The organism is Vibrio sp. 9-16B-A1, assembly GCF_056726165.1.
Genome location: NZ_JBSDZD010000005.1, coordinates 146,425 through 173,407, shown reverse-complemented (window position 1 = coordinate 173,407; position 26,983 = coordinate 146,425). Strand labels below are relative to the sequence as shown.

General features: G+C 53.7%; 23 protein-coding genes. 7 read left to right on the top strand and 16 right to left on the bottom strand.

Going from position 1 to position 26,983, the window contains the following annotated elements:
- Positions 1 to 2 precede the first annotated feature (2 nt).
- The 14 genes from ACVB80_RS10360 to ACVB80_RS10295 form a co-directional block, all read right to left on the bottom strand.
- A complete protein-coding gene (locus ACVB80_RS10360; protein ID WP_481081212.1) occupies positions 3 to 1,424 on the bottom strand; it encodes a GumC family protein in 1,422 nt (473 codons plus the stop codon).
- Positions 1,421 to 2,536, bottom strand: a complete 1,116-nt coding sequence (locus ACVB80_RS10355) for a glycosyltransferase (protein ID WP_481081211.1) — start codon at positions 2,534 to 2,536, stop codon at positions 1,421 to 1,423. Before ACVB80_RS10355 ends, ACVB80_RS10360 begins: the two co-directional genes overlap by 4 nt.
- The gene (locus ACVB80_RS10350) at positions 2,529 to 3,257 is read right to left on the bottom strand and encodes an acyltransferase (RefSeq protein WP_481081210.1); all 729 of its coding nucleotides are present in this window, start codon (positions 3,255 to 3,257) and stop codon (positions 2,529 to 2,531) included. Before ACVB80_RS10350 ends, ACVB80_RS10355 begins: the two co-directional genes overlap by 8 nt.
- 70 nt (positions 3,258 to 3,327) lie before the next feature.
- Entirely contained in the window at positions 3,328 to 4,710 is a 1,383-nt protein-coding gene (locus ACVB80_RS10345; protein WP_481081209.1) for an O-antigen ligase family protein, read from the bottom strand.
- The gene (locus ACVB80_RS10340) at positions 4,707 to 6,137 is read right to left on the bottom strand and encodes a lipopolysaccharide biosynthesis protein (protein ID WP_481081208.1); all 1,431 of its coding nucleotides are present in this window, start codon (positions 6,135 to 6,137) and stop codon (positions 4,707 to 4,709) included. The genes ACVB80_RS10345 and ACVB80_RS10340 overlap by 4 nt, the downstream gene beginning before the upstream one ends.
- Positions 6,124 to 7,302, bottom strand: a complete 1,179-nt coding sequence (locus tag ACVB80_RS10335; RefSeq protein WP_481081207.1) for a glycosyltransferase family 4 protein — start codon at positions 7,300 to 7,302, stop codon at positions 6,124 to 6,126. Before ACVB80_RS10335 ends, ACVB80_RS10340 begins: the two co-directional genes overlap by 14 nt.
- Positions 7,299 to 8,465, bottom strand: a complete 1,167-nt coding sequence (locus ACVB80_RS10330; RefSeq protein WP_481081206.1) for a glycosyltransferase family 4 protein — start codon at positions 8,463 to 8,465, stop codon at positions 7,299 to 7,301. The genes ACVB80_RS10335 and ACVB80_RS10330 overlap by 4 nt, the downstream gene beginning before the upstream one ends.
- 129 nt (positions 8,466 to 8,594) lie before the next feature.
- Entirely contained in the window at positions 8,595 to 9,674 is a 1,080-nt protein-coding gene (locus tag ACVB80_RS10325) for a glycosyltransferase family 4 protein (protein ID WP_481081205.1), read from the bottom strand.
- Positions 9,655 to 11,103: a sigma-54-dependent transcriptional regulator gene (locus ACVB80_RS10320; RefSeq protein ID WP_481081204.1), complete on the bottom strand. Its 1,449-nt coding sequence runs from the start codon at positions 11,101 to 11,103 to the stop codon at positions 9,655 to 9,657. The genes ACVB80_RS10325 and ACVB80_RS10320 overlap by 20 nt, the downstream gene beginning before the upstream one ends.
- 116 nt (positions 11,104 to 11,219) lie before the next feature.
- A complete protein-coding gene (locus tag ACVB80_RS10315) occupies positions 11,220 to 13,565 on the bottom strand; it encodes a HAMP domain-containing hybrid sensor histidine kinase/response regulator (protein ID WP_481081203.1) in 2,346 nt (781 codons plus the stop codon).
- Positions 13,566 to 13,611: 46 nt separating this feature from the next.
- Positions 13,612 to 14,295, bottom strand: a complete 684-nt coding sequence (locus tag ACVB80_RS10310) for a P-loop NTPase family protein (RefSeq protein ID WP_481081202.1) — start codon at positions 14,293 to 14,295, stop codon at positions 13,612 to 13,614.
- Positions 14,295 to 16,376, bottom strand: a complete 2,082-nt coding sequence (locus tag ACVB80_RS10305; protein WP_481081201.1) for an SLBB domain-containing protein — start codon at positions 16,374 to 16,376, stop codon at positions 14,295 to 14,297. Before ACVB80_RS10305 ends, ACVB80_RS10310 begins: the two co-directional genes overlap by 1 nt.
- Positions 16,363 to 17,169, bottom strand: a complete 807-nt coding sequence (locus ACVB80_RS10300; protein WP_481081200.1) for an OmpA family protein — start codon at positions 17,167 to 17,169, stop codon at positions 16,363 to 16,365. The genes ACVB80_RS10305 and ACVB80_RS10300 overlap by 14 nt, the downstream gene beginning before the upstream one ends.
- A 26-nt stretch (positions 17,170 to 17,195) precedes the next feature.
- Entirely contained in the window at positions 17,196 to 17,516 is a 321-nt protein-coding gene (locus ACVB80_RS10295; protein WP_481081199.1) for an STAS domain-containing protein, read from the bottom strand.
- 322 nt (positions 17,517 to 17,838) lie between these two features.
- On the opposite strand from ACVB80_RS10295, the gene ACVB80_RS10290 reads away from it, so the two are divergent.
- From ACVB80_RS10290 to ACVB80_RS10270, 5 genes are all read left to right on the top strand, one after another.
- A complete protein-coding gene (locus tag ACVB80_RS10290) occupies positions 17,839 to 19,740 on the top strand; it encodes a bifunctional metallophosphatase/5'-nucleotidase (RefSeq protein WP_481081198.1) in 1,902 nt (633 codons plus the stop codon).
- Between the two features lie 245 nt (positions 19,741 to 19,985).
- Complete coding sequence (locus ACVB80_RS10285) at positions 19,986 to 20,894, top strand: GGDEF domain-containing protein (RefSeq protein WP_481081197.1); 909 nt, start codon at positions 19,986 to 19,988, stop codon at positions 20,892 to 20,894.
- Positions 20,895 to 21,047: 153 nt separating this feature from the next.
- Positions 21,048 to 21,287: an HP1242/YdcH family protein gene (locus ACVB80_RS10280; protein WP_481081196.1), complete on the top strand. Its 240-nt coding sequence runs from the start codon at positions 21,048 to 21,050 to the stop codon at positions 21,285 to 21,287.
- Positions 21,288 to 21,681: 394 nt separating this feature from the next.
- The gene (locus ACVB80_RS10275) at positions 21,682 to 22,521 is read left to right on the top strand and encodes a hypothetical protein (RefSeq protein WP_481081195.1); all 840 of its coding nucleotides are present in this window, start codon (positions 21,682 to 21,684) and stop codon (positions 22,519 to 22,521) included.
- Between the two features lie 95 nt (positions 22,522 to 22,616).
- Positions 22,617 to 23,144: a DEAD/DEAH box helicase family protein gene (locus ACVB80_RS10270; protein ID WP_481081194.1), complete on the top strand. Its 528-nt coding sequence runs from the start codon at positions 22,617 to 22,619 to the stop codon at positions 23,142 to 23,144.
- Between the two features lie 400 nt (positions 23,145 to 23,544).
- On the opposite strand, the gene ACVB80_RS10265 is transcribed toward ACVB80_RS10270, so the two are convergent.
- Positions 23,545 to 24,771 (bottom strand): M20/M25/M40 family metallo-hydrolase, encoded by a 1,227-nt coding sequence (locus tag ACVB80_RS10265; protein WP_481081193.1) that lies wholly within the window; start codon positions 24,769 to 24,771, stop codon positions 23,545 to 23,547.
- Positions 24,772 to 25,071: 300 nt separating this feature from the next.
- Between ACVB80_RS10265 and arsB the strand changes: the two genes are divergently transcribed.
- Together arsB and ACVB80_RS10255 are read left to right on the top strand one after the other, a co-directional pair.
- Complete coding sequence (gene arsB / locus ACVB80_RS10260) at positions 25,072 to 26,265, top strand: ACR3 family arsenite efflux transporter (protein ID WP_481081192.1); 1,194 nt, start codon at positions 25,072 to 25,074, stop codon at positions 26,263 to 26,265.
- Between the two features lie 23 nt (positions 26,266 to 26,288).
- Positions 26,289 to 26,714 (top strand): DUF2703 domain-containing protein, encoded by a 426-nt coding sequence (locus ACVB80_RS10255; protein ID WP_481081191.1) that lies wholly within the window; start codon positions 26,289 to 26,291, stop codon positions 26,712 to 26,714.
- A 31-nt stretch (positions 26,715 to 26,745) separates the two neighbouring features.
- Here ACVB80_RS10255 and ACVB80_RS10250 read toward each other — a convergent pair whose 3' ends face one another.
- Complete coding sequence (locus tag ACVB80_RS10250) at positions 26,746 to 26,964, bottom strand: GDCCVxC domain-containing (seleno)protein (RefSeq protein WP_481081190.1); 219 nt, start codon at positions 26,962 to 26,964, stop codon at positions 26,746 to 26,748.
- Positions 26,965 to 26,983: the final 19 nt, after the last annotated feature.

The window sequence follows — 26,983 nt, the reverse complement described above, 5'->3', positions numbered from 1 at the left end:
TGTTACTGGCGTATCCGTGGAATAGAGGTCAGGACCGGCAGCCCGGAAATTCGTTCCAGCTCTTCGCGGCTGCGAATGGTCGAGTCAAACAGCTCCAGCAGTGTTGCAAGTCCGGCGCCCAGTCCGATACCGGCGATAACCCCGGCCAGAATAAACACGATGACCGGCAGGTTGGCGGGCACACTTGGGGTGTAGGGAAGGTCGATAACTTTGACCCGTTTGTTTTGTTCAAATATGCCCAGCGCCCCGGTCAGCTGGGCCATTTCATATCGCTCCATCAGCTCGTCATAGAGCTGACGTTTAATGTCCACATCCCGCTGCAGGCGGTAGAGCTGTTTGGCTGTGTCACCAAAGCGGTTGGCGCTCTGCTCAAGGGTCAGGATCATCTGGCGCAGGCTTTTGGTCTCTTCTTTGAGGGATTCAAACCGGGCCCGCTCGGACTGCAGGCTGTGAAGCTGGGTGACCAGCAGGGGCTGAAAGGTGGCGGCATCGGTGTTGTTACTGGCGATGTCCCACAGCTGCTCGCTGCTGATGGTCGGCTGCTCGTTTCGAAGCAGGAGTTCCCGCTCCTGTTCCAGGCGGCTCAGTTCCCGGATTTTGGCCTGAACCTGGCTGTGTCCGTCTGTGTAGCGGGCGCGAAGCAGGGTCAGCTCGCTGCGGATTTCGATGATCTGTTCTTCGATTTTTCCCACCACAGGATTGGTTTTGGACAGCTGTTGATCCAGGCTGCCAAGGCTTTTTTCTACACCCGCCAGTTCGGCTTCTTTTTCCGCCAGGCTCTGTTTGAGCGAGGCGAGCCTGCCAAGGCTCTGGTTTTGCATCTCCGGGGTCACCGAGGCGTTGAGGTTGGTGAACTCTGCCAGCGCCAGCTCGGCCATATCCAGCGCATCGGCGCGCCGTTTGATGTGCACGGCAAGAAACTCGCTGGAGTCCTGAATGGAGGAGCGCTCCGGTGCCAGCAGCTGCTCGATAAAGTGTTCGCTGACCGATTCCAGCAGCGCTTTCATCCCATCAGGATGCTGCGCGGCGTGCTCGATTCTGAGCAGATCTTTACCCGTCTGGGAAACCCGCAGGCTGGAAGCAATTTGATTAATGATCCGCTCTGCTTCTGCCGGTGAAGTACTGTCATCAATCAGCTTCAGTTCCCTTGCCACCGACAGCAGTACGTGACGGCTCTTGAGCAGGGTTTTGATCGCGCTCAGACGGTCTTTGAGCATGGTGGATACCGCTATATCTTCAAGAAACGGATTCATTTTGGCGGTTTCCTGGATCAGCAGGCTGGTATGGGCCACATACCTGGGCGCAGCCATCATACCAATACCCAGCCCAAGCACCGGCATGATGAGGCACGGCAGCAGGATGACATAGCGCCTGCGCCAGGCAGCGTTGAGAATAACCAGCAGACGTTTTTTGAGATTGTTCATAGCAGCTCCAGCATGAGTTCCACCCACTGACTGCGTTGTTTCCAGCTGTCATCCCTGACCAGGTGGTGCGTATCGCAGCGGGTGCCCCGGACATGGCTGAGCATGTGGATCATCTGCTCGGCGTTATGCACCAGCGAAACGTGTGAGCGGAATTTTTCCATCGCCGGGAATGGCGTGGTGATCACCGGGCGGTCCGCAGCCAGGTACTCCATCAGTTTGAGCGGGCTGCAGGCCCGGATCTGGCCATTGTCCCGAAACGGAAGAATCGCAGCGTCCCAGTGACGGCTGTAGCCGGGCAGCTGGTGGTGCGCTCTGGGGCCAAGGTAGTGGCAGTTAGGCGCATCAGGCAGCGCCAGCGCCGGCAGTTCATTCGGGCCGATAAACACAAAGTCCCATTCGGGCAGTCCCCGTATCACCTGCTCAATAAGCTCATAGTCGAGCCAGTTGGACAGGCTGCCATAGAACCCCGCGACCGGGCGTCCGTTATCGGGCATATCCGCAGCCTTGGGGCAGGGCGTACCAAACAGCTCAACATCCACTCCGTGAGGCAAAAGCTGGGTTTTACCTGCAGGAAATTTGGTGGTTAGGGCTTCACTGGCAGCAAAAATCAGGTCGGCTTTTTGGGCCAGTTTTTGTTCGTGACGGATAACGGTCTGGTGATCTACCCCGGCCAGTGAACCGAAATCATCGCCGCAGTAATAGATCACCGCGCTTTCGCCCAGTGAGCCACACAGGTCGGCAGCGGTAGGCAGAGAGGCCCACAGCACAGGTTGATTGAGCTGCAGTTGCTTAATTTTGGGCAGCAGCTGCCTTTTCATCATTTGGGCGGCCAGGCTGCGGGTCAGGGGACTGGCTGGTGCCGGAATGGTTCGAAGGTTGATGATATGAATGTTGGGGTGCTCTGTGCTGCCAAGAGGCATGGTATCGGCTTTGGAGCGCCCGGCGAGCTTGTATGCCGCCCGGCTCAGATCAGCCAGGTTGAGTTTGGGTTGCCTCAGACCGATGGAGTTGACCCAAAGCACTTTGCGGCGCTCTGCGAGGCCGCGTACCAGGTGCTGGGTGCTCGATGGCAGTGCGCCAAAATCTTCACCAAATACAATCAGATCACGCATGACGTTCTCCCTGCTTCTGAGCTATTGGACGTATTACTCTGGCGGGGTTACCGGCAGCAATAACAAAAGGGGGCAGATCCCGGGTGACCACACTGCCGGCGGCGACTACGGTGCCTTCACCTATGGTCACCCCGCTCTTAACGCAGACTTTGGAGCCCAGCCAGACATCACGCTCAAGAATGATGTCACCGGTCTGGCTCTCGTCATCAGGCTCCCCCAGGGCACGGCGACGGGCATCGAGCGGATGTCCGGAATAGCCGAACAGGAAACACTGACCAGCGATTCGCACGTTGTCCCCCAGAGATACCCGGCCTGCGACAGCGATGGTGGTTTGCCAGCCAATTCCCACGTTGTTGCCGATGTCGAGCCGGGGAGAAACAGGCGCGTTCCGGCCACTGAAGGTGGTCTGGCCGCTTATCCGGCAATCATTACCAACGGAGATTTTCAGCGGACCTGAAATAAAGGGGATGCCACCGTAGAGATACAGACGTGAACCACAGGCATCTGTCCGGGCTTTAAATGCAGGGGTGTGGTACAGCATCCGGGAAACCGAGCCCCACAGGTGAGTGGTGAGCTGATGCGTGGCATAACACAGCTTGTTGTAGAAACGCGGTGTGGGGAGCCCGGCAGCACGCGCCGCTTTCAGAAAAGCAAACAGGCGCTGATGCTTCGGGTTTGGATGTGTTTTCAGCCAGATTTTGACCTGATTGAGAGCCAGCATAGTAACGTCCTCTTCCTGAGTAATACGCTGACTGTTTCATTTTATATGCCAGAATTAATCTGACTATTTATCAGGTGGTTATGTTAGTTCCACAACGGGCAGAAGCGGGTTTCTCAATTTGACAGGCATTTTGCGCAGTGCGTGCAACGGCGATGGTCAGCGCGGCCAGAATGTAGATCGGCCAGTTAAATCCCTGGGTAAGAAAGGTACCGGAGACGATGGTGCCGATAAGACCGGTATAAACGGCGGCAGCACTGGCGGCAAGATAAGGCGGGGTCTCATGGTTCATTTGGGACAGGCTCCGTCGGGCAGTTTTGATCAGGCTGACGATCATACCGATAAATACCGCCAGACCGAGAAAACCGGTTTCGGCAAGCACACCAAACCAGGTGCTGTGAACGGCGTGATTGAGCCCGTCCCAGTGGGAGCTGTAATAGAAATAGTTGTAGTAAAAGTTATCCAGCCCGACGCCAGTCAGGGGGCGGTCGAGGGCCATTTTAAACGCCGCTTCCCAGGCGTAGATCCTGCCCATGGCAGAAGCGTCGACGCCCGCTTCGGCTGCGCCACCGGATGCCCGGTCAGAAATACCGGCTACGGCATAGAGCAGAACAGCCGCAAACCCGCCCAGTGACAGCACCAGCGCTTTGGAGCGTATCAGGCGAAGGGCATAAACGCCGGTTACCGCCATTACGCCCAGCAGGCCTCCGCGGCTTTGGGTGGCTATGATGGCGAGCAGCAAAAGGATACCCGTGATGACACCGAGCCAGCGAATGGCCGTGGGAACCCGGTTGGTGGCCAGGCTGATGGCAAACGCGTAGGGAAACATCAGCACCAGTGCCAGATCATTAGGGTCGCCCAGCATAGAGCCGAATTCCCGGCCTATGGTGACGCGGCTGCCTTCGACCAGCCCGATCCCATTGACCGAGTTATACAGTGCGGTGCAGGCGACCAGTAAGCCCGACAGGGTGATCAGCAGTGACATCCGGGCAAGGTAAGCAGCATTGTTGACCAGCCAGGTGATCGCCAGGGTCATAATGATCACTTTCCAGTACATGTTTTTGAAGTAATCCAGCGCGATAGGCCGGTTAGAGGCCGCTGCTACGCCAATTAAAACCAGCAGCCAGAACGCGGCCATCCAGCTCAGGCTCGGGTGCCAGTCCGGCTTCAGTTCGCGGCTGATGATGCTGTGCCACATCAGGGCGGACAGAGCCCCGAGTGACAGCATCAGGGGAATTTTGAGCGGGTAGAGCACCGGGATAACTTCATGGATGCGGAAAAATGAAAACAGCACAAACAGGGTTACCAGCCAGAAGGTCTGGCTGAGAACAAACAGCGCCCCTAAAGGCATCAGCGCCAGTACCACCACGATGGCCGGGTTGGGTACCAGCCACCACGCGCCAGCCAGCACTGCGCAGCTGCCAAGCGCCAGGGCAATTTGGGCAGCCCGGCTCACAGGGGGCTCCGGACATAGCGGCGAAGTGGTGTTGTGGGCAGCAGCCGGGTCAGCATACTGAGCAGCAGAACAAGTACCGGGGCTGCCAGGGTAAAGAGCAGCAGACTGATAACTGAGTCCATCTGCCGGGCGAGCAGCAGGCCTGCGAAAGTAGTTAAGGCCAGCAGGGAAAGGCTCATCCACTGATAGGGAAGCGCATACAGTCTCTGGCTTATCACCGTGATCAGTGTGGTTCTCAGCAGCTGTGCCGCCAGCAGGGCATACAGAATACCGAAGACGCCATAGCGGCTGGCAAACCATGCGCCACTGAGTCCGGCAATCGTGGTAAACAGGTTTACGCCCAGCAACAGCGAGGGACGCTTCATATATAACAGGCCCAGGTTGGTTTGCTCTGTTACCTCTTTACCCCAGCCGACGGCAAGGGCGACGAGCAGAAGGTCGCAGGCAGGCAGATAGCTTGCAGGAAGCATGGTGACGATAAACAGCTGAGCTGCGCCTGCCATGGTAACGGTGACCAGACAGATCCAGACGATGCCGTACTGAGCGGTGATACTGGTGGCCTGTTTTCCCCTGTGCTGCAGGCTGTGAAAGCGTTTTGGCATCCACCACATACCAAATGGCTGCACCAGAATACACATCGCCAGGGCAAATTTGGCTGCGATGGCGTAGTGCCCCAGGGTATGCAGGGAGGTGGTCGCGGCCATCAGCCATCGCTCGGCGCCGTTGAGGCCAAAGCCCAGCAGGGCGGCGAGCATCAGCGGCAGGCTGTAGCTGAGAAGCTGTCTGGTCTGTGCCGGGGCGGGCAGGGCGTATCTTAGCCGGGTAACGTTAAGCAGCAGTGCCAGCTGGACAATATGGGCGGTAACGCTCGCGGTCAGTATGCCGGTGACACCATAGTTAAGCCTGAGTGCCAAAAGGATCAGCAAGGCCTGCAGCAGCGCCGTGGATACGCAAATCAGCAGAAACGGCAACGCTTTGTCCTGCATTCTCAGCCAGGCCATGGCAATACCGATCGCGCCGTCGCTGACCAGACCCAGCAGAATAAGGCGCAGCGGCCAGCTGTCGAAACCTGTGGCAATTGACAGCAGCCAGACCAGCAGTCCCAGTGCGACAGCGGTCAACTGACTCAGCGTCAGCAGTTGTCCTGCCAGTTTTTTCTGACGGGCGGCGCTGGTGAGCTCACCGGCAAAACGGTACAGGGCTTCGGTAAGCGCCATACCGGACAGCAGTGCCATGAAGGTTGCAATGGTGGACCACAGCTCCAGCTCTCCGAGCTGCTCCGGCTCCAGGTAGCCCGCCATCATTGGCAGCATGATAAGGGCCAGACCTTTGGTTATGGCGATGCCTGCGGCGTAAGCCACCATGCTGTGTATGGTTTTGGGCAGGCTTTTGGGGATGGCTGTGAGCATGGCTTTAAGCATGGTCATGCTCTCCGTCCTGAATGCCGGATTGTACAGGTTGCAGTTCATTGCCTTCGAGGCAGCACACTATCCCTGCATAACATTTGTGAGCCTGGTAGTTGGATGCCATCAGTCGTGCTTTCCGGCCAAGATGTCTGACGACTGACATATCAGAGCTGGCTTTCAGGATGGCATTTCGCAGTGATGCTTCGTCCTGTGGCTCATATTTCAGGCAGTTGTAGTCGTGGGTCAGCACCTGGTCCCAGTAGGCCCCGTCTGAAGGGATGATCACGCACATGCCTGCCGCCATGGCTTCCAGAATGGAGAGTCCGAATGGTTCGTTAGTGCTGGTGGAGATAAAAATGGAGCTTCCGGCCCGGATACGGTCCAGGTCTCCGGGCTCTTCATACCAGCGGGCACCTCTGAGGACAACCGGTGCATCAGATACCGGCAGCCGGGTATTGCGCGGGCGGATAAAGCAAATGTTGCTCACCAGTGACACAGGCGACAGGGCACTGACCAGCAGATCCAGCCCTTTCCATTTCAGCAGGCTGGCAGCCCAGAACACTTCCGGGCGTTCAGTCTGGCATGTTGCCGGCCAGCTGTGCTGGTGGAGGCCGTTATCGAATGACTGCCAGTGACCGGATACCCGGCGAAGCAGCGCTGTCCAGGCCAGATCATGACCCAGATAGCTTCGCAGGCAGCGTGACAGTGTCACTGTTGAGCTGGTGAGATAGAAGACAAAGTCAGCCTTCGTCAGGCAGGCTCCGATTGAGCGGGATACCGCAACCGGTCCATGTATCAGCTGAACCAGCTTATAACGGAACAGTGGCCGGCAGAGATAGAGAGCCATATCGATACCCGGGCCGGATGCGCCAATGGCGGTATGAACTCTTGATGTCCGCGCCGATGTTCGTACAAGGGTAAGCAGAATGAACAGCGCGAACCAGCCTTGCTTAAGCCAGAACAGCCAGCCCTGACTCGCCTGTGCCAGCCATGCCGGGGAAGGTAGACGATACAGAGTCAGGCTGTGTTTTTCGCTCAGCAGAGCGCTCTCCCAGCTTTCCGGGTGAGCGGTAAGAACCGTAAACACAGTGCGCTCCGGTCGGCACAGCGACAGAGCGCTGTCTGTCGCCACTTTGGAGCCGCCGGAAAAGGAGATAGGGTCGAAGATAAAACAGTGATTAGTCATGCGCCGGCCCTCCGGTTGATAAGTTGTCTGACAGGTCTGAGTGCCGTGAGAAGGCCAGGCACAGCAGAGGGTTTCATTTGTGACAGCCAGAGCTTTTCAATGGCAGCCTGATTGACAGCAAGAGTGTGCCCGGCGAGGACTTTCTCCCTGCCAGCCTGGCCAAGTTGAGAAGCAGCTTTCGGGTGATCAAGCAGAAACCGGATTTGCTGAACCAACTGCGCCTCACTGCGATAAAGCAGGCCGGTCCGGCGGTTTTCAACGATCTCAGGTACGCCGCCGGTATCCGGCGCAATAACCGCAAGCCCGGCCAGTGAACCCTCGGCGCATACCAGTCCAAACGCTTCTTCCCGGGAGCCGAGTACAAACAGAGACGCGCATTTAAGCCAGCTCATCACCTGCTCCTGCTCTCCGGCGAAATGAACGTTGAGCCCCCGGGCCTGCTGCTCAAGGTTTTTACGTTCCGCCCCTTCGCCAATGATCACCAGATGAAGATCGTTAAACTGTTCTTGCAGTTGCTCCTGAGCACGGATCAGCCGGTCAATGCCTTTACGGTGGATCAGTGAGCCAACGGTAATCAGTATTTTTGTCCGGGGGGACAGGCCAAGAGTCTGACGGATGTTAACGTCTGGCTGGTTCAGCAGCTCATCAGTGGCAATACCGTTGGGGACGACTGTCAGCCGGTTTGGGGGATAGCTGTCTGCAAGCAGCTTCTGACTGATGGCCTGGCTGACGGTAATGGTATGCGGGGAAAGATGCAGGCCGAGGCTGAGGCGATCCCGCAGCAGGTAGTCACTGTGAAGCTGGGTCACCGATGGCACTCCGGCGATGCGGCTCGCCAGGTTCATCCACTGGCATGGCGCGCCGCTGTTGATGTGGACCAGATCAACGCCACGGGAGCGGATCAGTTCAGTGCCTTTCTTAACCAGCCTCATCCAGCCGGCAAGATCCCAGCGTGGTGCACGCCAGCCGAGCAGCAGGGGAAAATCGTCGAGTTCGCAGGAAACCTGGTTGCGCAGCATGACATGGCGCAGACAGGGATTATTAGTCCAGACAACCGGAGTGAACCGGCTCCGGTCAAGATGAGTTATGAGGTTTATCAGGCAGTGCTCACTGCCCCGAAGCCAGGCATCGCCGTAGTGAACAAACAGAATTTTCTTTCGCATATCCCTTGCCCTGTTTATGAGTATTTAACGTATTGAGCAAAGATGATGCCAGCGAATGAGTGATATTAAGGCGCTGAAAAATAATGACTATTAGGATACTGAGTATGGAGTTCTCAAATTGAGAGTCGTTTATTTTGAAGAATTTTCAATTTGATAGGCGTGAATGATTTTAGGCACGATCGCCTGGGCGGAGTAGTTCAGGTTGATGGTATAGCGGGCTTTGTGGCCGACCTCTTTTTGCTGATGAGAGGTCATTTGCAGCCACTCCATCAGCCCTGCTGCCAGCTCACCTTCGCTGTTGGCCAGCCAGCCGTTGACCTGGGTTTCAATCAGTTCATCGAGTGCGCCCACGTTCATGGCGACCACAGGGATTCCCCGGGCCATGGCTTCCAGCGCGGACATGGGCAGGCCTTCAAAACGGGACGGGATCACCAGCATGCCCACTTTCTCCCATACCCGGGTCATGTTGTTCTGGTGGCCGTGATAAATCACATTCGGCTCGCCGCGGTCGAGCAGTTCGGTTTCCATCGGGCCGGTGCCGTATATATGAAACTCCAGGTACGGGAACTGACAGGCCAGGTCAACAAAGCGGTCCGGCGCTTTTTCATGGCTCAGCCTGCCGACAAAGGCGATTTGCTCACCCTGGCTCTGGCGTATTTCCTGGGTGGAAACAAAATTATTCAGGATCATGCTGTCTGCCGGCACTTTATCTTTGATCAGCTTGCTGACCGCGAAGCACTTGCTGGAGAGGAAAGCAGTGTGGCGGTCGAGCCAGTCATAAAGGCCAACTTTTCCGGCCGGGGACTCACCGGCGTGATAGGTCGTAAACTGGGGTACCTTGTGTTTGCGCAGCTGGAGCATGGCGATGCGGCTGATGACGCTGGCTTTATAGCCGTGTGCGTGAACCAGTTTAGGGGAATAGCGTTTGATCCCCTGTTTGAGGGATTTGAGCGGGCTCAGTCGTTTGGTTGAACCACAGATCTGATACAGGTAGGAGAAGCGGACATTATGCGCCTGCAGCCGGCCAACGAGCGGGGACGGCTGGTCATACTGGGTGACAAACACCACCCGCACCGCATGCTGAAACTGCTGCAGACCAGCAGCCAGTTCCAGCACATGGCTTTCTATCCCACCGTATACCCGGCTGTCGAGCAACAGCCAGATTTCATTCGGCTTGGGTATGTGGCTGTCACGCTTGCTGACTACCATGCTCGGACTCCCAGGCCTGTTTCTTGCGATAGACGGTTGAAGGGCTCAGGTCGAGCAGTACGGCGGCATTGAGCACATTTCCGTCGCAATACTCGATGGCTCTCTGAATGGTTTCGCGCTCAACCAGCCACATAGGCTTTATTTCCTGCGGGGTTTCACCGGTTGTCGCCTGACTTATGGTTTCCTCACTGGTGGTGACTGGCGGAGGCGGCACGGCGGCCTGTACCGTTACCGGCTTTTCTTTTTTCACCGGGGTGACAGGTTGATTGAGCGGCGGAGGCAGGTGCGTGACTTCGACCTGTTTACCATCATTCAGCACCACGATGTTTCTCACGATGTTCTGCAACTGACGTACGTTACCAGGCCAGGCATAGCTCAGCAGTACTTTTTCAGCCTCGCGTTTAAACCCGGTGAACTGCTTGCTGTCCTGTTTGGCATACTGGCGCAGAAAAGCATTGGCCAGCTCGGTGATGTCTTTGCCCCGTTCACGCAGCGGCGGCATCTGAATAGGGATAACGTGGACCCGGTAATAAAGGTCTTCCCGGAAGCGGCCCTGTTCCACTTCTTCAAGCGGGTCGCGGTTGGTGGCACAGATAATACGAACATCTGCTTTGAGTTCTTTGCTGCTGCCGAGTGGGGTAAACACGCCGGTCTGAAGGAAACGCAGCAGTTTTTTCTGCATTTCCAGTTCCATTTCACACAGCTCATCGAGGAACAGAGTCCCGCCCTGGGCCTGCATCGCTGCGCCGGTTCTGTCTGTTGTTGCGCCGGTAAAGGCGCCTTTAACATGGCCGAAGATCTCGCTCTCCATCAGATCTTTGGGGATCGCGCCGCAGTTAATCGCGACGAAAGGTTTGTTTTTACGCTGGCTTTCATTGTGAATCGCCTGGGCGCACACCTCTTTACCCGTACCGCTCTCACCACAGATAAAGACGCTGGCAGTCGTGGGAGCGACAGCATCAATGACTTTGTAGACCTCCTGCATAGGCAGGCTGGAGCCGATGAAGCCCTGGAACTGGTTACGGTCAAACTTCTCTTCCAGTTTCTCTACCAGGTTCTCCAGTTTGGCAGTTTTGAGGTGCAGGGTAACGGAGGCTTTCAGTCGCTCTGCGGTGATGGGCTTCTCCAGAAAATCATCGGCGCCTTTTTGCAGCAGGCTGACCGCGACGTTCACCGAGCCATGAGCTGTGGCGATGATCACTGAGGTTGGCAGCTGATTTTCCCTGATCCACTCCAGGATCTCTTCTCCTGACATATCCGGCAGTTTGAGGTCGAGGATCACCAGTTGCGGCGCATGCCGTTCGATAAAGGCTTTGGCTTCCCGGCCGGTTTCGACATGAAAAAGGTCATAGGGCTCGTCTTTGACGTACTCTTTATAAAGGATTGCCAGTGATGTGGAGTCTTCGACGAGTAACACCTTTGACGGCATAGGCATATTTCCTGTATGGAGGTATCTCTTTAAATATTAGTCAATTTGGCGAATTAGCGAGATAAGGATGTGAAATCAGGTGTATTTTTTTTGATATTTGTCTGTAAAGTGCCGGTTCAGTAGCTTTCCAGCTCCTCACTGAGCGGTGCCAGCCCAAGTGTCTGATTGTTATGCCGGATCAAAGCGATAAAGGAAGCCTGTGCCAGTTCAGTCAGGCCACAGGTCTGTTGACAGGCTTCAGTGTGGCTGCCTTCAATGCACAAATGTTCGATTTTTCGCGCCTGCTGAGACAGGATGTGATTGCCCAGTGCCAGTGCTGAACTGCCAAGGGTATGGGCTTCAAACTCCAGCTTTTCCGGATCCTGCTCTGTGGCGGCAGTGCAAATGTTCCCGACCCTGAGCCGCGCCTCGCGGATGTAATGCTCAATCAGCATCGGCAGCGCTTCCTCGCTGGTATCGGCGATCATCTGTTTGAGGATGGTTTCATCGACCAGAACCGGGGGAATGTCCGTTTCCTGCGCCGGGAGCCGCTCTTCCGGTGGCTCAGGTGCTATCGGTTCAGGTGCATTGCTTTGCGGGGAAGCAGATTCAAAATCGGCTGGCGGGGTATTGGTGGCCGGTGCTTTTAACAGCACGCCGGACAGGCTTTCAACCAGTTGGCTCTTTCTGACCGGTTTGGAAAGATAGTCATTCATGCCCGCTTCCATGAAGCGTTCTTTGTCTCCGGAAAGGGCGTGAGCAGTCAGGGCAATGATGGGGATGCTGGCTTTGTTCTGGTCTTCAAGTTTCCGGATTGCCTGGCAGGCCTGGATGCCATCCATTTCCGGCATGGAGATATCCATGAACACGATGTCATAATCATTCCGGGCAACCTTTTTCAGAGCTTCGATACCGTTATCTGCCAGATCGATACTTAAGCCGGCATTTTCAAACAGTTTTGATATCACCAGCTGATTGGCCCGGTTGTCTTCGGCGACCAGAATACGGATGTTCTGCAGCGCTGGTGGCAGGAGGCCAGCGGGCTCTGTACTGCCTGCGACAGCCGGGTCCTGGCATACAGGCAGATAGACCCGGAAGCTGAACCTGCTCCCCTCTCCTGGCTGACTCTCTACCGAGATATCGCCGTCCATCATGTACACCAGCCGTTTGCAGATCGCCAGCCCAAGGCCGGAGCCCTCTTTTTCGCGAGAGTAGGTCTGATCCACCATGGTGAACTCATCAAACAGATACTCCTGGGCACTGGCGTCGATGCCAACGCCGGTGTCACGCACTTCACAGAGGATGCAGACGTTATCGGCAGAGTCACTTTGCAGCGCTTCAACAGTTACGCTGATTTCACCGTGGTCGGTAAACTTAAACGCATTGCTGAGCAGGTTAAGCAGGATCTGGCGGAAGCGGTTGGGATCGCCCAGAACCCATTCCGGCAGACTGTTATCAATCTGGCAGTGCAGACCGAGTTTCTTCTCATTTGCCTGAGGAGTGAAAAAGCTGACTGCACTGGTGACGCAGTCAGCCACGCTGAACGGGGTTTGCTCCAGACTGAGGGTATTGGCTTCCATCCGGGAGAAGTCGAGAATGTCGTTAATGATCGACAGCAGCAACTGGCCGGAGCCGGTAGCAGTGGAAAGCAGCTGTTTTTGTTCCTTATTCAGGTTTGTTTCTTCCAGCAGGCTGAGCAGCCCCAGTACGCCGTTCATCGGGGTGCGTACTTCGTGGGACATGGCTGCCAGAAAGCGCCCTTTTGCTTCGTTGGCCTGCTCGGCTTCTACCCGGGCTTTGCGCAGTTCTTCATAGCTGTCTTTCAGGCTCAGTGACATCTGGTCAAAAGCTTCAGCAACTGCGCCAAGTTCGTCGTTTTTTTTGAGTTTGAGCTGATATCCCGGGCCTTTTTTACTCACGGTGAGCGCGGCGTTGGCCAGCCGGCTGAGGTTTTTTGTCAGGTAAGTGCCAAGTACAAAGGAGAAGATGGCCACCAGGATCACTTCCAGTGAGGCGATGGAGACGATTCGCTTGCGGGCCTGGTCGAGTAACAGTGTGATAGAAGAAGTACTGAACCCCATGTTGACCGAACCATAGATGATACCGTTTTGCTCTATGTATTTCCGGGTATCGAAGATACCGTCAGTGACACTTTCCAGACTGTTATCTACATTGAGGATCCGGTTTTGGGTTATCTCTTTTCCCTTTTCTACCAGTACCTGTCGCTCTTTTTTGATTTGAACATAGACCACATCTTCTATTTTCATAATTTCCTGGCTGAGATCTTCCAGGGTGGCGAGATCCATGGCAAGCAGGGCATTTTCACTGGCGTGGGCAAACATGGAGCTGGTGGCATGGGCGCGCTGAATCAGCTGTTTTTCGTTGGAGTCAGCCAGAAATGACATGGCGCTGAAAACCAGCAGGACCAGCAGTATTATCTCAATCACTGCGATACCCAGAATGGTTTTTGCGCGTAAGGTCATATTCTCTCCCGGCATATTGCTACTCCCTGCTCATTGAATATAGTCCTTAAATCAGTTGGTTGAGAAGATTTTTGCTTTCCAGCCAGCGTTTAAATTTCTCCCGCCACCGGCCAGGGAAAAAACGCAGGCGGTCCACCTGCCGACCAAGCTCCTGAGCAAGGGTTGGCTGATTCTTGAGGTTAAGCACGGTGCCACTCAGGGTGATGTCCGGGTAACTGAGCAGGCTGATGGCCTGTTCGACCTGATTGTGTGACGTTTTGCCTGCCATCACGACCAACAGGGTCTGATCGCAGGCCGCCGCCACGCTCTGCGCCGGGATGTTGCCCTGGTTTATCTGCAGCAGGGGAGAGGTATCGATGATCACCCTGTCATACACTTCCAGCCACTGGCTGACCGCCTGTTTGAGCTGGGTGGGATCTTTATAGGCCAGCTGTGTTGCTCTGTCTGACGGGGCGGGCAGGCCGGAGAATACCTGATGGGTGTCGCTGTGTTCAATCCAGCAGGTTTCTTCCTGTTCAAATGTCAGCCCGCTGAATGCAGGGCGAAACAGGTTGAGGTCCACCAAAAGGGTCGAGTGTCCGGCCAGAAGGTAACGCTCTGTCAGCGCAGCGGCAAAAGCCGTGACGCCATCGCCGGACTGACAGGCGGTAATACACATCGAGCGGCAGTGTGACAGCTCGGCGCTCAGGTAGAGCTGTTCAATTTCAGCGTGAGTAGCAGGAATCGGCATTACAGGGCCCCCAGCAGTACAATGGTAGTGGTGAGCTGCAGAACGTCTTTGAGCGTCATGCGGGCTTTTTCCATAAAGCTCTCGCTCTGATCCGGGATATAGATGGTGTCTCCCGCCCGGATCACCGGCAGCTGATAGATATCGGCAGTTTTGCTGAACGCGATCAGGTCAAAGGTTCTTGCCTGCCCCTGACAGCAGGACATGTTCACCACGCTGATCTTTTCCAGATAGGCCGAGTTGCTCGGGCCACCGGCTTCAGCCAGCAGATCCAGAATGGTCATGTTGTCATTGAAGGTGTAGCGGCCCGGCGCATTAACAGCGCCTAAAACCCTGACCGTGCTCTCCTTGGAGTTATCCAGCCAGTTGCGGTCTTTCTCCGGGATATAGATGGTATCGCCGGGCTTCACATCGGGCAGCAGGGACTCATCGCCGGTTTCAAAGTAGAGCGACAGGTTCAGTTTGCTGACTTTGGCGTATGGTTTATCTCTGTGGGTGACGCGAATGTTGTGAATATCAGCATCTTTGCCCGGGCCATCTGCCGCCGACAGAATATCGAGAAAGTGCATCTCTTTGGTAAAGCGGTAGCGGCCCGGGGAGTTGACCTGACCAAACACATAGATAGAGGCATCTGAGCTCTGGCGTACCCACTGGGATTTGTTATCCGCCGGATCCTGTGGCAGATCGTGCACCCGGACAATCGCTCCGGCGCGGATTTCAGGCAGCATTTCTGCCGGTGCGCCCTGGACAATGTATTCGTCCAGGTCAAACTTAATCATCCGGCTTCCGGTCGCTATCTCTATTTTGCTGGTGTCTGCGCGCAGAGTCGGGCCGCCCACGTGGGCCAGCAGATCCATCAGGTTCATTTCATCAGACCATTCCACCCTGCCCGGTCGGACGACTTCACCCATTACGCTTACAGCGCGGTCCGGCGCTACTTTCAGCCAGGACTTTTCATTCATATCGGTCTTTTCCGGGACGAAAATCGCGTCACCGGCCAGGATCTGTGGTGGTTTGGCGCTGCTCAGTCCTTCGGTATAGGCGGTCAGGTCAAACTTAATCACCCGGCCATTGGCTTTGAGTACCCGGATCTGGCGGGATTCGGCGAACCGGGTAGGGCCACCAGCGTTGGCGAGAATATCCATAAAGGTCGCGCCCTGTTTGCCTTCATAGGCGCCAGGAGCGGCGACTTCACCCATGATGTAGACCGTATTGGCCCCGGATTTGATCTCTTCTTCTGCCTGAGGAACAAAAATGGTGGTACCCGGGCTGAGCTCCGGCAGCAGTGAAGTATCCCCGCTGTCGAGGTAGCGCTTGAGGTTAAACAGGGTGGGGGTGTTATCGCTTATTACGCGGATTTGCTCCACGCCTGCATAGCGGGTGACGCCGCCTGAGCGCATCAGTACTTCCACCAGGTCGGTCTGCGGGTCATAAGAGTAAGAGCCGGGTGCATTCACCTCGCCAAATACTTTAATCGCCATACGTGAATCGGCGCTGTCACCGGCATTAGCCAGTTTGGAGGCGTCGAACTCCTGCTCGATATTGCCGACCAGTGGCGACGCAGGAACGAACAGTGTGTCGAGGGATTTCAGTGCCGGCAGCAGGCTGGCATCTCCCGAGTCGAGGAACTTCTTATAGTTGAATTCGGTTTTGCTGCCCGCTCTTTTAAGCTGCATGGCGTTAAGCTGGGCACCGGCGCGGGCTCCCCCGGCGGCGTGCAGTGCCATCTGAATACCGGCACCATCTGGCAATGTGTATTCCCCTGGTGATTCGACATAACCCTGAATGGAAACCAGGATCTGGCGTTCGGTAATGTAAACCCGGGCGCTGGAAAGGTCGCGAAACACGGTTGCCAGTGCGGTCAGCACCACCTGCTCAAGCTGTCTGTCATCGTAACCGGCGACCAGCAGCGGGCCAATTTCCGGCAGTTCAATCCGGCCGCGTTTATCGACCTGAAAGCCGCGGTTTAGGGAGGGCTCGCCTGGCAGGTTTACCTGGATCATGTCCCCGATCTGAACCGTCTGGGCCCAGGCCAGGTTTGAGCAGAGCGCCAGCAGCAGGCATAAGCGTTTAATCCATGGCATAACCGTCTCCTTTATCCGGTGAAATGACCTCGATGCTTACCCGGCGGTTAGTCAGGCGGGTGGCAGCGTCCTCTCCTTCAAACAGTGGCAGCTCAGCTCCAAGGGAGAGGGTTTCAATACGCGGTGCGGCCACGCCGAAAATGGTCAGGTAGCGTTTGACCTGTTTTGCCCGGCGCATGGCCAGCTGCTGGTTGTATTCCGGGCCGCCTGTGGCATCGGCGTGGCCGGTGACTTTGAGCGTCAGGTCGGTGTGGATGCGCAGCAGGTTAGCCGCTTCTGCCAGATGGCCCATGTATTTTGGGTTGATCTCGGCAGAGTCATGGGCGAACTGGTTATCCACATTGAGCAGTTCAAACAGCTGGTTGATGATGCCCAGTTGTGTCAGTAAAAGTTGCGAGTCAGCCGGCGGGCGGCAGCGGCTTTGGGCGGTCACGTAATCCAGTCTCTGTTCGAGCTGGGTCAGGCTTTTACGCAGGATGATAAGGTCATTGGCGGCGTCGACCAGCAGCCCGCCTTCCAGTTCACGGGCAATGCGGTTTTGCTTCTCTTTTGCCTGCACAACGGCTGCGGGGAAGCACCACTTCGCCCCTTCCTGAATCAGTGCGTCCAGGTGGAGTTTGGCCAGTTGCCAGTCAAAGCGCAGGCCGTGTTCCGGGCCCAGTGGTTCATCGGGCATCACCGGGCTGAAATCAGCGGGGGCGTATTGTTCCGCCAGCCCGCCCCGGCCCTGTGGCGGGTAGCTGGTGCACCCTGCCAGTATCAGAATTAGAAAGCACAGCCAGATCCTTAGCATGTTGACCTCCCTGTCCGGGCCTGAGCTCAGGCGTTTTGTGAGTTAACCGGAATGGCGTTACTGATACGAAGCAGGCGCATGATCTCCAGTGGCTGACCATGAACATTATCGATTCGCATCTCCCGCTCCCGCTCGGCCAGTCGCTTGTAGAGGTAGACGATGGCGCCAATGCCGGAAGAGTCCAGAAAACGGACGTCACTGAAATCAATGCGTACATCTTTGTGGGTGTCGGTTTTGATCACTTCATCGATGTGAGGCAGGGCATCACGGCTGCCGGTAGCGTCGAAGTCGCCATTCAGCATCAGGGTCAGGGTGATTTGGCTGTGTTCAATCTTTCTCAGTTCCATGGTGTTCTCTCCGGTTCATTTGGTGTCCGGTTGAGAGGTTGCACGAGACGTGCCAGATATTATTTGTTTATTTTTCAGTCGGATAGAGTGGTTGTGGGTCGGTATCTCAAATTGAGAAGGGGATATTTGTCAATTTGAGAAATGGCTGCTGACGTATCTTAAAGCCGGAGTAAATGTTTACCCGGGTTGTTTAAATTGCACAATCTCTCGTAAATCATTGCAATATGGCGTTCTGTTACATCAGATCTCCGATATTCATCACGTTAATTTAATAAGCAATCTATTACTATGCGCACGATTCCCTCAAGTGATATGAATAAATATGAAAAAAACACTGCTTACCAGCGCGATTGCGCTGACCCTTGCTTTTCCTGCCCTGTCTGCTGATGGTGACATTCATAATGTGACCATTCTGGGTACTTCTGACCTGCACGGTCACTTTATGCCCTGGGATTACGCGGCAGATAAACTGAACATGCGCGGCAGTCTGAGCCAGATCGCGACCAAAGTGAAGTCGATCCGTGAAGACCAGCCAAACACCATTCTGGTTGATGCCGGTGACACCATTCAGGGTAACTTCGTTGAGACGTTCAAAGATGAACCGGTAGATCCTATGATGCTGGGCTTCAACGAGATGAAGTACGACGTTTGGGTACTGGGCAACCATGAGTTTGACTTTGGTCTGAAAGTGCTTAACCGTTCACTGACTCAGTTCAAGGGTAAAGCACTGGCGGGTAACATCAGCCGCCCGGATGGTAACCGTTTCCTGCCGGCTTACACCATTCTGGAGCGTGGCGGAATTAAGATCGGCATGATCGGTATGGATACACCGATGACTGAAGTGTTTGCGCAGGGAACCAATCGTCTTGAGGGTATGAGCTTTACCAACCCGACCATTGAAGTGCAAAAAGTCATCGACGAGATCGAAAACGATGTGGATGCGATTGTGCTGGTGGCGCACATGGGTATCGAAAATGAAAATGACATCGCCAACACTGGCGTAACAGATATTGCCAACGGTAACCCTGAACTGGATGCGATTGTTGCCGGTCACATGCATACCCGTATCGACAAAGCCGTAGTGAATGGCGTGATCATTACAGAACCGGATAAATACGGCCGCGCTCTGTCACGTATCGACCTTCAGTTTGAAGAGCGTGGCGGAAAGTACACCCTGGTGAACAAAGACAGCTTCACCTACAAGATCAAAGGTGTGGACTCTGACAAGAAGATGGAAGAGCTGTACCAGCCTTACCACAAACGCCTGCGAGAAATGGCCAACCGTGAAGTGGCAGAGCTGAAAGGCACCGACCTGGTACCGGAAAACGAAATTCGCGGCATTCCTCAGGTACACGTTCAGGATACCGGCATCAGCGCCCTGTTCCAGGAAGCGAGCTTCTTCTACGCACCACAGGCGAACGTGATCGCACTGCAGATCGATAATGACAACGCCGAGCTGGATGTGGGTCCGATCAAAGCCAAAGACATCGCATACAACTACCAGTATGCCGGTGGTGAGATCACCGTGTATAAGATGACAGGTAAAGAGCTGAAGACTTACATGGAGTGGTCCGCTGGTTACTTCAATTCTGTTAAACCAGGTGATGTTACCTACAGCTTCTACCCGGAGCGCCGCGCTTCCAAGTACTCAACCAATGACTTCTTTGCTGGTGTGACCTACACCATCGATCTGACCAAACCTGCCGGTGAGCGTATTACCGACCTTAAGTTTGCCGATGGCAAAGCGGTGACTGACAGCACGGAAATCCGCATTGGTATGAACAGCTACCGTATGGGTCATCTGACCAAGAAAGGTGGCGTGCTGGAAGGCCAGCAGTTCCCGGTTCTGTTTGATACAGAAGCCAAATACGGTGAGGAAGACGGTACCATCCGTAACCTGACTATTCGTTACCTGACTGAGCAGAAGAAAGGCGTGTACGAAGGCAAGCCAATGAACCGCTGGAAGCTGTCTGGTCTTGAAGGTTTTGAGAAAGAGCGTGAGATCGTTAAGCAGCTGATCAACAGCGGCAAGATTGACGTACCGGCAAGTGAAGATGGCCGTTACACCAACATTGCTTCGATCAACGTTAAAGGCCTGCTGTTTGAAAGCGATAAAGCCAAAGCCGATGCCATTGCTGAGCGTAAAGCTAAGCTGAAAGCTGCGGCTGGCGCAGAGAAGATCGCGCTTGAGCGTGAACTGGTGCTGATTGACGCGCTGAACTAATACAATAATAAACCGGGGGGGCGCTCAGCGACTCCCCCCATTTCATCCTTCCTTATTACTTTTTTACTGCGCATCATTATGTGTACTCTTGCCCCCATCTGGGGGCTTTTTTTTGCAACTGTTTCACTTATGCTACAAAGACTAAATTAGCGAAGCAAAATATTTGAAAACTCGATAAAATTCGCATTCAGATCAGTTGGTGCCCGCGGCCGCGTGGGCGACGTTTAAGCATACGGATGTGGCAAATGAATATAACAAGCAGCGCAGAGTGGATGGCAGTTATCTCTGCTCTTCCCGATCCGGTTTTTATCCTTACGGAGTCAGGAACATACGTTGATGTGTTCGGAGGGCAGGATCCGGAACTTTATCACGACGGACGTGCCCTGATAGGGAAGAACCTGTCTGATGTAATGCCGGAAGACAAAGCCACCTGGTTTAAGGAACTGATCCGCCAGACTCTGGATGAAAATCGTCTGATACTGGTCGAATACTCGCTGGAAGGTAAAGATGTCACCGGGCTGGATGCCTGCTCCGGGCCTGGCGGTGAGCTCTGGTTTGAGGGCCGGATCAATCCCATTCCCTCATTGCGCAATGGTGAGCGGGCTGTGGTTTGGGTCGCGCACAATATTACCCGTCGTTACCTGCTGGAGCAGGAGCTTAAATACCACTCGGAAGTCGACGCACTCTCCCGGGTTTATAACCGCCGTAAGTTGTTTGAGTGCCTCAATGAAGCGTTTTATGACTTTAACCGTCGTGGCGTAAACAGTGGTTTTCTGTTGCTCGATATTGATGACTTTAAGCAAATTAACGATGAGCTCGGTCACCAGACTGGCGACAAAGCCATTCGTCAGCTGGCGACTACAGTAAAAACAGAGTTGCGCCAGAGCGATGTCACCGGGCGCCTTGGCGGCGATGAGTTTGGTATTCTCTGCCGCGACAGCTCACCCGACTTTACCATTGCACTGGCCCGGCGACTGAACAACGTGATCAGCGATCATCTCACTACCGTGCTTGACGGCCGCCAGGCTTCAGTCAGCATAGGGGTGAGCCATTTCAGCCCAGAGGACCGGAACACGGATTTTATCTACGGCCGGGCTGATAAGGCGTTATATCAGACCAAGTCTCAGGGAAAGAATAGTTACAGTGTTCTGTAGCGGTATTGAGAAGCACTGATCAGAATTTGGTCAAAATACGATCAGGATCTGAGACCTGAGATTTTCCCCTGTCTGAGATGGCGAACTCCCCTGGTGGGGTCTAAGCTCGTTGGCGAACCACCTTATACGCCACCAACTCCACAGGGGGATATTATGCTGGGTGAAGATCATTCACTAATGAGTGAGTTTCCAAACTTCAAAGACACCATTCAACAACTGACTAACAGTGACGAGCGTTTTGCCGTTGATGCCAGCCGCTACGATTCACTGGATAAACAGATCCGCGAACTTGAGCTCAACGGCTCGCCAATCGACGACATGGCCATGACCGAACTCAAGCACGAGCGGGCCGAACTGAAAGACTGGCTGCACGATCGCCTGCGCGCTGTGTAATGTTTCCAGGGAGGCGGTTATCGCCTCCTTTTCTTTTCTGGGTCTCACTCCTGTTTTTCTGCATTGTCCTCCCGATATGCGCTCCCGGTCATTAAAACCGGACTCCCTCTTATCAGTCTGACGCGTATGATTCTCCGGGCAAGCCCTGACGGGCTGTCTGAACCGATCTGAAGCAGGTATTTGAAGGTAATATCACTGTTAATAATAAATATGTTAATTTACAGTGGCTTACATGAATGATGACCAGGACCAGGATGCTTGCCTGCTGTCAGACATAAAATTGTGTTTTATAAAATGCAAATGAGTTGCTTTTTTGTTCAGTTCTGGGGGCCAGGCATTCAGTCCGTGAAGATACTCTGCTGGTTCCTGAGCGTTTTAAGGTGGTATACAAATAATGAAGAAAGTTCTGACTGCAGGCGCTTTGGTTTTTGCTGTGGTTTTATGTTTTTTTAACCGGCCAGACCGGACTCCCTGGGATGAAGAGCAGTTAATACTGCCGGCGTGTGAAGTCACAGAGCCTGTTATAACTACTTCTGTCCACTTCTTTGTTGATTATACCCTGAAGAATGTTTTTACCGGGAAGAATGCAGCTAAACAGGTGGAGTTTGCTAACCGGACACTGGCTAACTCCTGTTTGCAGTTGCGCCGGGCCTTAGCTTCATTTGAGTACGTTGATTTTAAGTTCTCTGGCCTGGAGTATTTTGAGGACATTCATTCACAGGGCATGGTGGCGATAGGTGGTGATCGTGTCAGAGCCCTGCGGGATGATCCGCTCAGTTTTTACGTGTTTGTGGTTCCGTATGATCATCCGGTATTTGAAGACGGTACAACCGGGGCGACTGACTTTGATCTGAGTGACAGCTATATATTGCTTGCTGAAGATGCCTCCGAGCATGTTCTGGAGCATGAGTTTGGCCATCTGATGTGGGCAAATCATTCTGAGACACTGCTATTTTCACTGCTTCAGGGGCAGCTGGAGAGAAATACAAGCCCGCAAAACCGTCATCTGGTTAAGCCTTATGCCCGGGCGTATAAATGTGCCAATGCCGGAACCGTGATGAGTTATGAAAGTATGATTGTGCCTGTCTATTCTGACCCGGATATTCAGTATCGATCTGAAAAGTGCGGGAATGCACTGCATGCAGATAATCAAAGACGTGTTGAAGAGTATATCGAAGGTCTTATGACGAAGCTTTCAGCTGCATCTGTGGCTGAGGCTGGCTCTGAATCCTGATCCGGCCCGGGGCGTCAGACCTCTGACTTGACCCGGGCACTTTTGCCCGTTAGCCTGGTAGTTTGAGTACAGGAAAACAGAATCGGGAAAGTTGTATGAAATTAGTATGGTTACATGGTGCCCCCGCAGCCGGAAAGCTGACGGTTGCCAAAGAACTCAGTAAGCACTTTGGTTACAAGCTTTTTCACAATCATCTGGCTGTGGATCTCAGTCTGTCGATCTATGATGAGTTTGGTGAAAAAGACTTCCATGATTTTACCAACGAGATACGACGAACCACCCTGGCCAAAGCGCATCAGCTTGGCGTTACCCATCTGGTGATGACCTATATGACCTGCTACGAGAGTGATGCTGAAGAAATTAACCGTTATCTGGCGTTTTTTGAGCAGCAGGGAATTGAGGTTTATCCGGTTCATTTGTGTCCGGACAAAGAAGCGGTGTTTGAACGGCTGATGTCAGAAGAAAGGATCAATTCGCATAAGCTTTCCTGTCCGAAGACTATGAATGGCCTGTTTGAGGAGATGAAGTTTGTGGGGATTGAGCACCCCAACGCTTTGTCGGTGGATAACACCAATCTGCCAGCCAGGGATGTAGCGGCCATGGTGGCCGGGCATGTTGGTTAAAGCATGCTGGTTACATTTTGTGGCAAATATGTGACATTTTGATGCTTCAGGTTTTATTTATGGCTGGTTATGATGGCTGGCTGTGTTGAGATAAGAAGTTTTCAGAGCGTTATATGTACATCCGGTTGTGTTTGTTCATTCTTGCCGCGCTGTATGGTTATGCCGCGTATACTGATGAGCAATATTTTACAGTTTTTTTGCTGCTGTGTGCTGTTGGCCATTCTGTCTATAAGCTGTACAGGCAGTATTGCTCGCGTAAGCCACATGGTTTGTTTTAGCTAAGAACGGACTGTTACCAGGCTCACTCGGACGATAAGATCAGATCCTGGAAACAGAGGTATGGAATGATAAAGAGGCGCATACTTGCGCCTCTTTTGTATTGGAGCTGTCTGAGTCAGGCTCAGATATGATCCAGGCGGATATGGCTGTTTTTCAGGTCATCACGGCTGATGCCTTTGCCATCGTTAAGCTGATTAAAGTGACGCAGCAGAGCTGCGATCCCATGGATTGAACCCAGCAGGTCACCGGTGTGAGCAGACTCAGAAGAGGTGTGCATGTTGCGGATCGGGTAACCGATGCTGATAGATGCGCTGTCAACGCCTGCCAGCGCGGCAGCCATGCCGTCAGTACCCATGTCGCGGCCTGAGAAGTCCAGCTGATAAGGGATCTCCTGCTCGCGGCACACCGCTTCGATAGCCTGTACCAGGTACTCAGAGGTTACAGAACCACGGCCGATAGTGAAGCCATCACCCATTTTCAGCGGAGTCATGCGGCGGTCACCGATGCCTGGTGCTGCTTCGTAGTCGTGATTTACGTCGGTCGCGATCAGTACATCAGGTTTCAGTTCACCCACAAGCTGAGTTGAACCGAAGCGGCCGATCTCTTCGTGGGTCGCGATGGTGTAAAGTACGCGAACGTTATCCAGACCTTCGTTGGCTACCAGGCGGGCAACCTCGGTGACAGAGAAACAACCCAGACCGTTGTCCAGGTATGCACCGTAGAAAGTATCTTCAGATACACCACGTTTGATTGGGCGATCCAGAATGATCGGGTCACCGGCACGCAGGCCAAGGGCTTCAACCTGTGCTTTGCGGTCTTTACCGTGAGTGTGCAGCTCAAGGTAGATAGATTCTGGCTTAATGCCCTGCTCGCCGCTACGCTGCGCCGGGGTAGAGAAGTGGATCGCGCCCAGCGCTTCCACGGTGCAGCCTTCGATGACTTTGTATTTGGTGACATCATCCGGGTGCTGACAGAAGACTTTTACTTCGTGCCCGATCAGCGTGGTTGGCAGGAAAGAGTCAGTGTTGATCCATACTTTGCCGTCATCATCGATCTTACGCACCTGCATGCGGATCTTATCAGCGTGACCAACGATCATTACGCTCACCAGATCATCACGGCCCGGGTGAGAGTCGAATACCAGACCAGCGTTACCTTTGAACTGATGCACTGCCCAGCCTTGTGGCATGAAGGATTCAAACTCAGGCTTGATCACGCCGTAGCTCATCGCTGCTTCAAAGCCGATCGGTGACGGGGAAGCCAGCACTTTCTTCATAAATTCAAACTGGCCTTCCGGCATGGCAGTTTGCCATGCGGCTTTTTGTTCCTTGTTGTTCTCTGTACTCATGTGTCAGCTCTTATAATTTCTTGATGTGATTACATTCTGTGCGGCCATGCAACCTTGTGCAAAGGCGGGCCAAAGTGAATACGCTAAAGGGTGTGAGCCGTAAGTGCAAGAAGAAACAGGGTTGTTCGTCGCATAAGAGTGACATTTTAAACTGACGATGTGTACAGGAAAGTTGCCTGCTGCTGATAGTGCCGATAACAGGTGAGGCATGAGATGCATCCTCCTGGAGACAAATGCGTAACAGTGGCCAGTCAAACTATACTCATATATGTGTATAAAGAAGATTTGCAGGCTCATGATATGAACGGTAAACAGATTCCTGTAACAGAGAGGAAAATGAGCAGCCTGTTTGAGCGTTACCTGACACTTTGGGTCGCGCTGTGTATTGTCGCAGGCATTATGCTGGGTAAGGTTGCCCCCGAGTTCGCGAGGGCACTCGATGGTATGGCGGTTCATGTTAACGGTGCGCCGGTGATTTCCATTCCGATCGCGGTGTGTCTGTTTTTTATGATGTATCCCATCATGGTGAAAATTGATTTTGCCGGTGTGGTCAAAGCCGGTAAAAGTGGCAAACCTGTATTTCTGACGTTGTTTATCAACTGGTGTGTTAAGCCCTTTACCATGTATGCCATTTCTGTGTTTTTCCTTGGGGTACTGTTTAAGGGGGTTATCGGCAATGAGGCGGTGGATCTGGTCAAAATGCCGTTTGGACTCAACTTGCCGGTTGGAGCTGATTATGGAGACGGGGTTGTAGTTCTGCATGACGGAGTGAAAATGTTGCAGATCCCGCTCTGGCGAAGCTACTTTGCCGGGTGTATTTTGCTGGGAATTGCTCCCTGCACGGCCATGGTTCTGGTCTGGGGGTATCTGGCCAGAGGAAATGACAGTCTGACACTGGTGATGGTGGCCATCAACTCGCTGACTATGCTAGTCCTGTATGGTGTTTTGGGTGGTTTTTTGCTCGGGATAGGCCAGCTTCCTGTGCCCTGGCAGGCATTGCTGCTTTCTGTTGTCATCTACGTTGCCCTGCCGCTGATTGCGGGGTACTTCTCCCGGATATGGATTATCCGGCACAAAGGTGAGAAATGGTTTAAAGAGAAATTTATCCATGTGCTCACCCCAATTACCATCTGCTCGCTGCTGTTAACCCTGGTACTGCTTTTCAGTTTTAAAGGGGAAATCATTCTGGATAACCCTCTGACCATTCTCTGGATCTCAGTTCCGCTCTTTATTCAGACTGTTTCGGTTTTTGCACTGGGATATCTTGCTGCCAGGTTCTTCAGGCTCAGTTATGAAGATGCGGCTCCGGCGGCGATGATTGGGGCTTCCAATCATTTTGAAGTCGCGATTGCTACCTCAGTCATGTTGTTCGGTCTCTCTTCCGGAGCGGCACTGGCGACGGTTGTTGGCGTGCTGATAGAAGTGCCGGTGATGCTGATGCTGGTGAACATCTGCAGACGGACTTCAGGCTGGTTTGAGTCAAAGCCTGTGTAGTCAAAGAGTATTCAGGAGGAGAGATGAAGTCATTACTTATATTGTGGCAACGCCTGGTCGATTTTCATGGGCAGACCTGTCCGCGATGTGGCACCACGTATGAAGAGTTAAAAACTGCAGTGGCAAAACTGCAGGAGGCGTTTCTTCCCCTGGACATTGACGTCGCATTTGAAATCAGAGAACTGAGCATGGAGTCATTCATGGCAGATCCTTCTCAGTCTAACCGGATCTGGATAGCGGGTAAGCCGCTGGAAAGCTGGCTTGAAGCAGAGATTACAGGCAGCCCATGCTGTTCAGTATGTGGAGATAATGATTGCAGGGCGATAAAGATCGGAACCAGTGAATTTGAGGCCGTCCCCGCGAACCTCGTCATTAAAGCAGCCCTTATTGCAGCATCACAGCTGGTTGAATCCAGTGAACCAACTAAATCGGATTGCTGCTCAGGGTAGAGCACACTTTGTTTTGACCTGAAATCAAAGATTAACTACAGCAGCTTCCTTTGCCATCTTTCTGCACAGGAGGACAGGGAACGCTGCCATAAGAACAAAATACGCAGCAGTCCCCTGGTTTGGGTTTCAGCAGTTTGTGACACTTTTCACACTCATAAAACCAGAGGCAGGCATCCGTGGGCATGATTTCTGTTTTCCGGTGCCCGCACTCAGGGCAGGTCAGTTCCGATTCTGAAACGATTTCTTTCATGGCCACTTCCAGTCTGCTT

What these genes read in the sequence shown, in the direction of transcription:
- ACVB80_RS10290 (WP_481081198.1), top strand. Translation starts at nt 17,839, where the DNA reads ATGAAAAAAACACTGCTTACCAGCGCGATTGCGCTGACCCTTGCTTTT.
- ACVB80_RS10265 (WP_481081193.1), bottom strand. Translation starts at nt 24,771, where the DNA reads ATGAGTACAGAGAACAACAAGGAACAAAAAGCCGCATGGCAAACTGCC.
- ACVB80_RS10320 (WP_481081204.1), bottom strand. Translation starts at nt 11,103, where the DNA reads ATGCCGTCAAAGGTGTTACTCGTCGAAGACTCCACATCACTGGCAATC.
- ACVB80_RS10305 (WP_481081201.1), bottom strand. Translation starts at nt 16,376, where the DNA reads ATGCCATGGATTAAACGCTTATGCCTGCTGCTGGCGCTCTGCTCAAAC.
- ACVB80_RS10295 (WP_481081199.1), bottom strand. Translation starts at nt 17,516, where the DNA reads ATGGAACTGAGAAAGATTGAACACAGCCAAATCACCCTGACCCTGATG.
- ACVB80_RS10255 (WP_481081191.1), top strand. Translation starts at nt 26,289, where the DNA reads ATGAAGTCATTACTTATATTGTGGCAACGCCTGGTCGATTTTCATGGG.
- ACVB80_RS10340 (WP_481081208.1), bottom strand. Translation starts at nt 6,137, where the DNA reads ATGACCATGCTTAAAGCCATGCTCACAGCCATCCCCAAAAGCCTGCCC.
- ACVB80_RS10300 (WP_481081200.1), bottom strand. Translation starts at nt 17,169, where the DNA reads ATGCTAAGGATCTGGCTGTGCTTTCTAATTCTGATACTGGCAGGGTGC.
- ACVB80_RS10270 (WP_481081194.1), top strand. Translation starts at nt 22,617, where the DNA reads ATGAAATTAGTATGGTTACATGGTGCCCCCGCAGCCGGAAAGCTGACG.
- ACVB80_RS10315 (WP_481081203.1), bottom strand. Translation starts at nt 13,565, where the DNA reads ATGACCTTACGCGCAAAAACCATTCTGGGTATCGCAGTGATTGAGATA.
- ACVB80_RS10355 (WP_481081211.1), bottom strand. Translation starts at nt 2,536, where the DNA reads ATGCGTGATCTGATTGTATTTGGTGAAGATTTTGGCGCACTGCCATCG.
- arsB (WP_481081192.1), top strand. Translation starts at nt 25,072, where the DNA reads ATGAACGGTAAACAGATTCCTGTAACAGAGAGGAAAATGAGCAGCCTG.
- ACVB80_RS10285 (WP_481081197.1), top strand. Translation starts at nt 19,986, where the DNA reads ATGAATATAACAAGCAGCGCAGAGTGGATGGCAGTTATCTCTGCTCTT.
- ACVB80_RS10330 (WP_481081206.1), bottom strand. Translation starts at nt 8,465, where the DNA reads ATGCGAAAGAAAATTCTGTTTGTTCACTACGGCGATGCCTGGCTTCGG.
- ACVB80_RS10250 (WP_481081190.1), bottom strand. Translation starts at nt 26,964, where the DNA reads ATGAAAGAAATCGTTTCAGAATCGGAACTGACCTGCCCTGAGTGCGGG.
- ACVB80_RS10310 (WP_481081202.1), bottom strand. Translation starts at nt 14,295, where the DNA reads ATGCCGATTCCTGCTACTCACGCTGAAATTGAACAGCTCTACCTGAGC.
- ACVB80_RS10325 (WP_481081205.1), bottom strand. Translation starts at nt 9,674, where the DNA reads ATGGTAGTCAGCAAGCGTGACAGCCACATACCCAAGCCGAATGAAATC.
- ACVB80_RS10275 (WP_481081195.1), top strand. Translation starts at nt 21,682, where the DNA reads ATGAAGAAAGTTCTGACTGCAGGCGCTTTGGTTTTTGCTGTGGTTTTA.
- ACVB80_RS10360 (WP_481081212.1), bottom strand. Translation starts at nt 1,424, where the DNA reads ATGAACAATCTCAAAAAACGTCTGCTGGTTATTCTCAACGCTGCCTGG.
- ACVB80_RS10335 (WP_481081207.1), bottom strand. Translation starts at nt 7,302, where the DNA reads ATGACTAATCACTGTTTTATCTTCGACCCTATCTCCTTTTCCGGCGGC.
- ACVB80_RS10280 (WP_481081196.1), top strand. Translation starts at nt 21,048, where the DNA reads ATGCTGGGTGAAGATCATTCACTAATGAGTGAGTTTCCAAACTTCAAA.
- ACVB80_RS10350 (WP_481081210.1), bottom strand. Translation starts at nt 3,257, where the DNA reads ATGCTGGCTCTCAATCAGGTCAAAATCTGGCTGAAAACACATCCAAAC.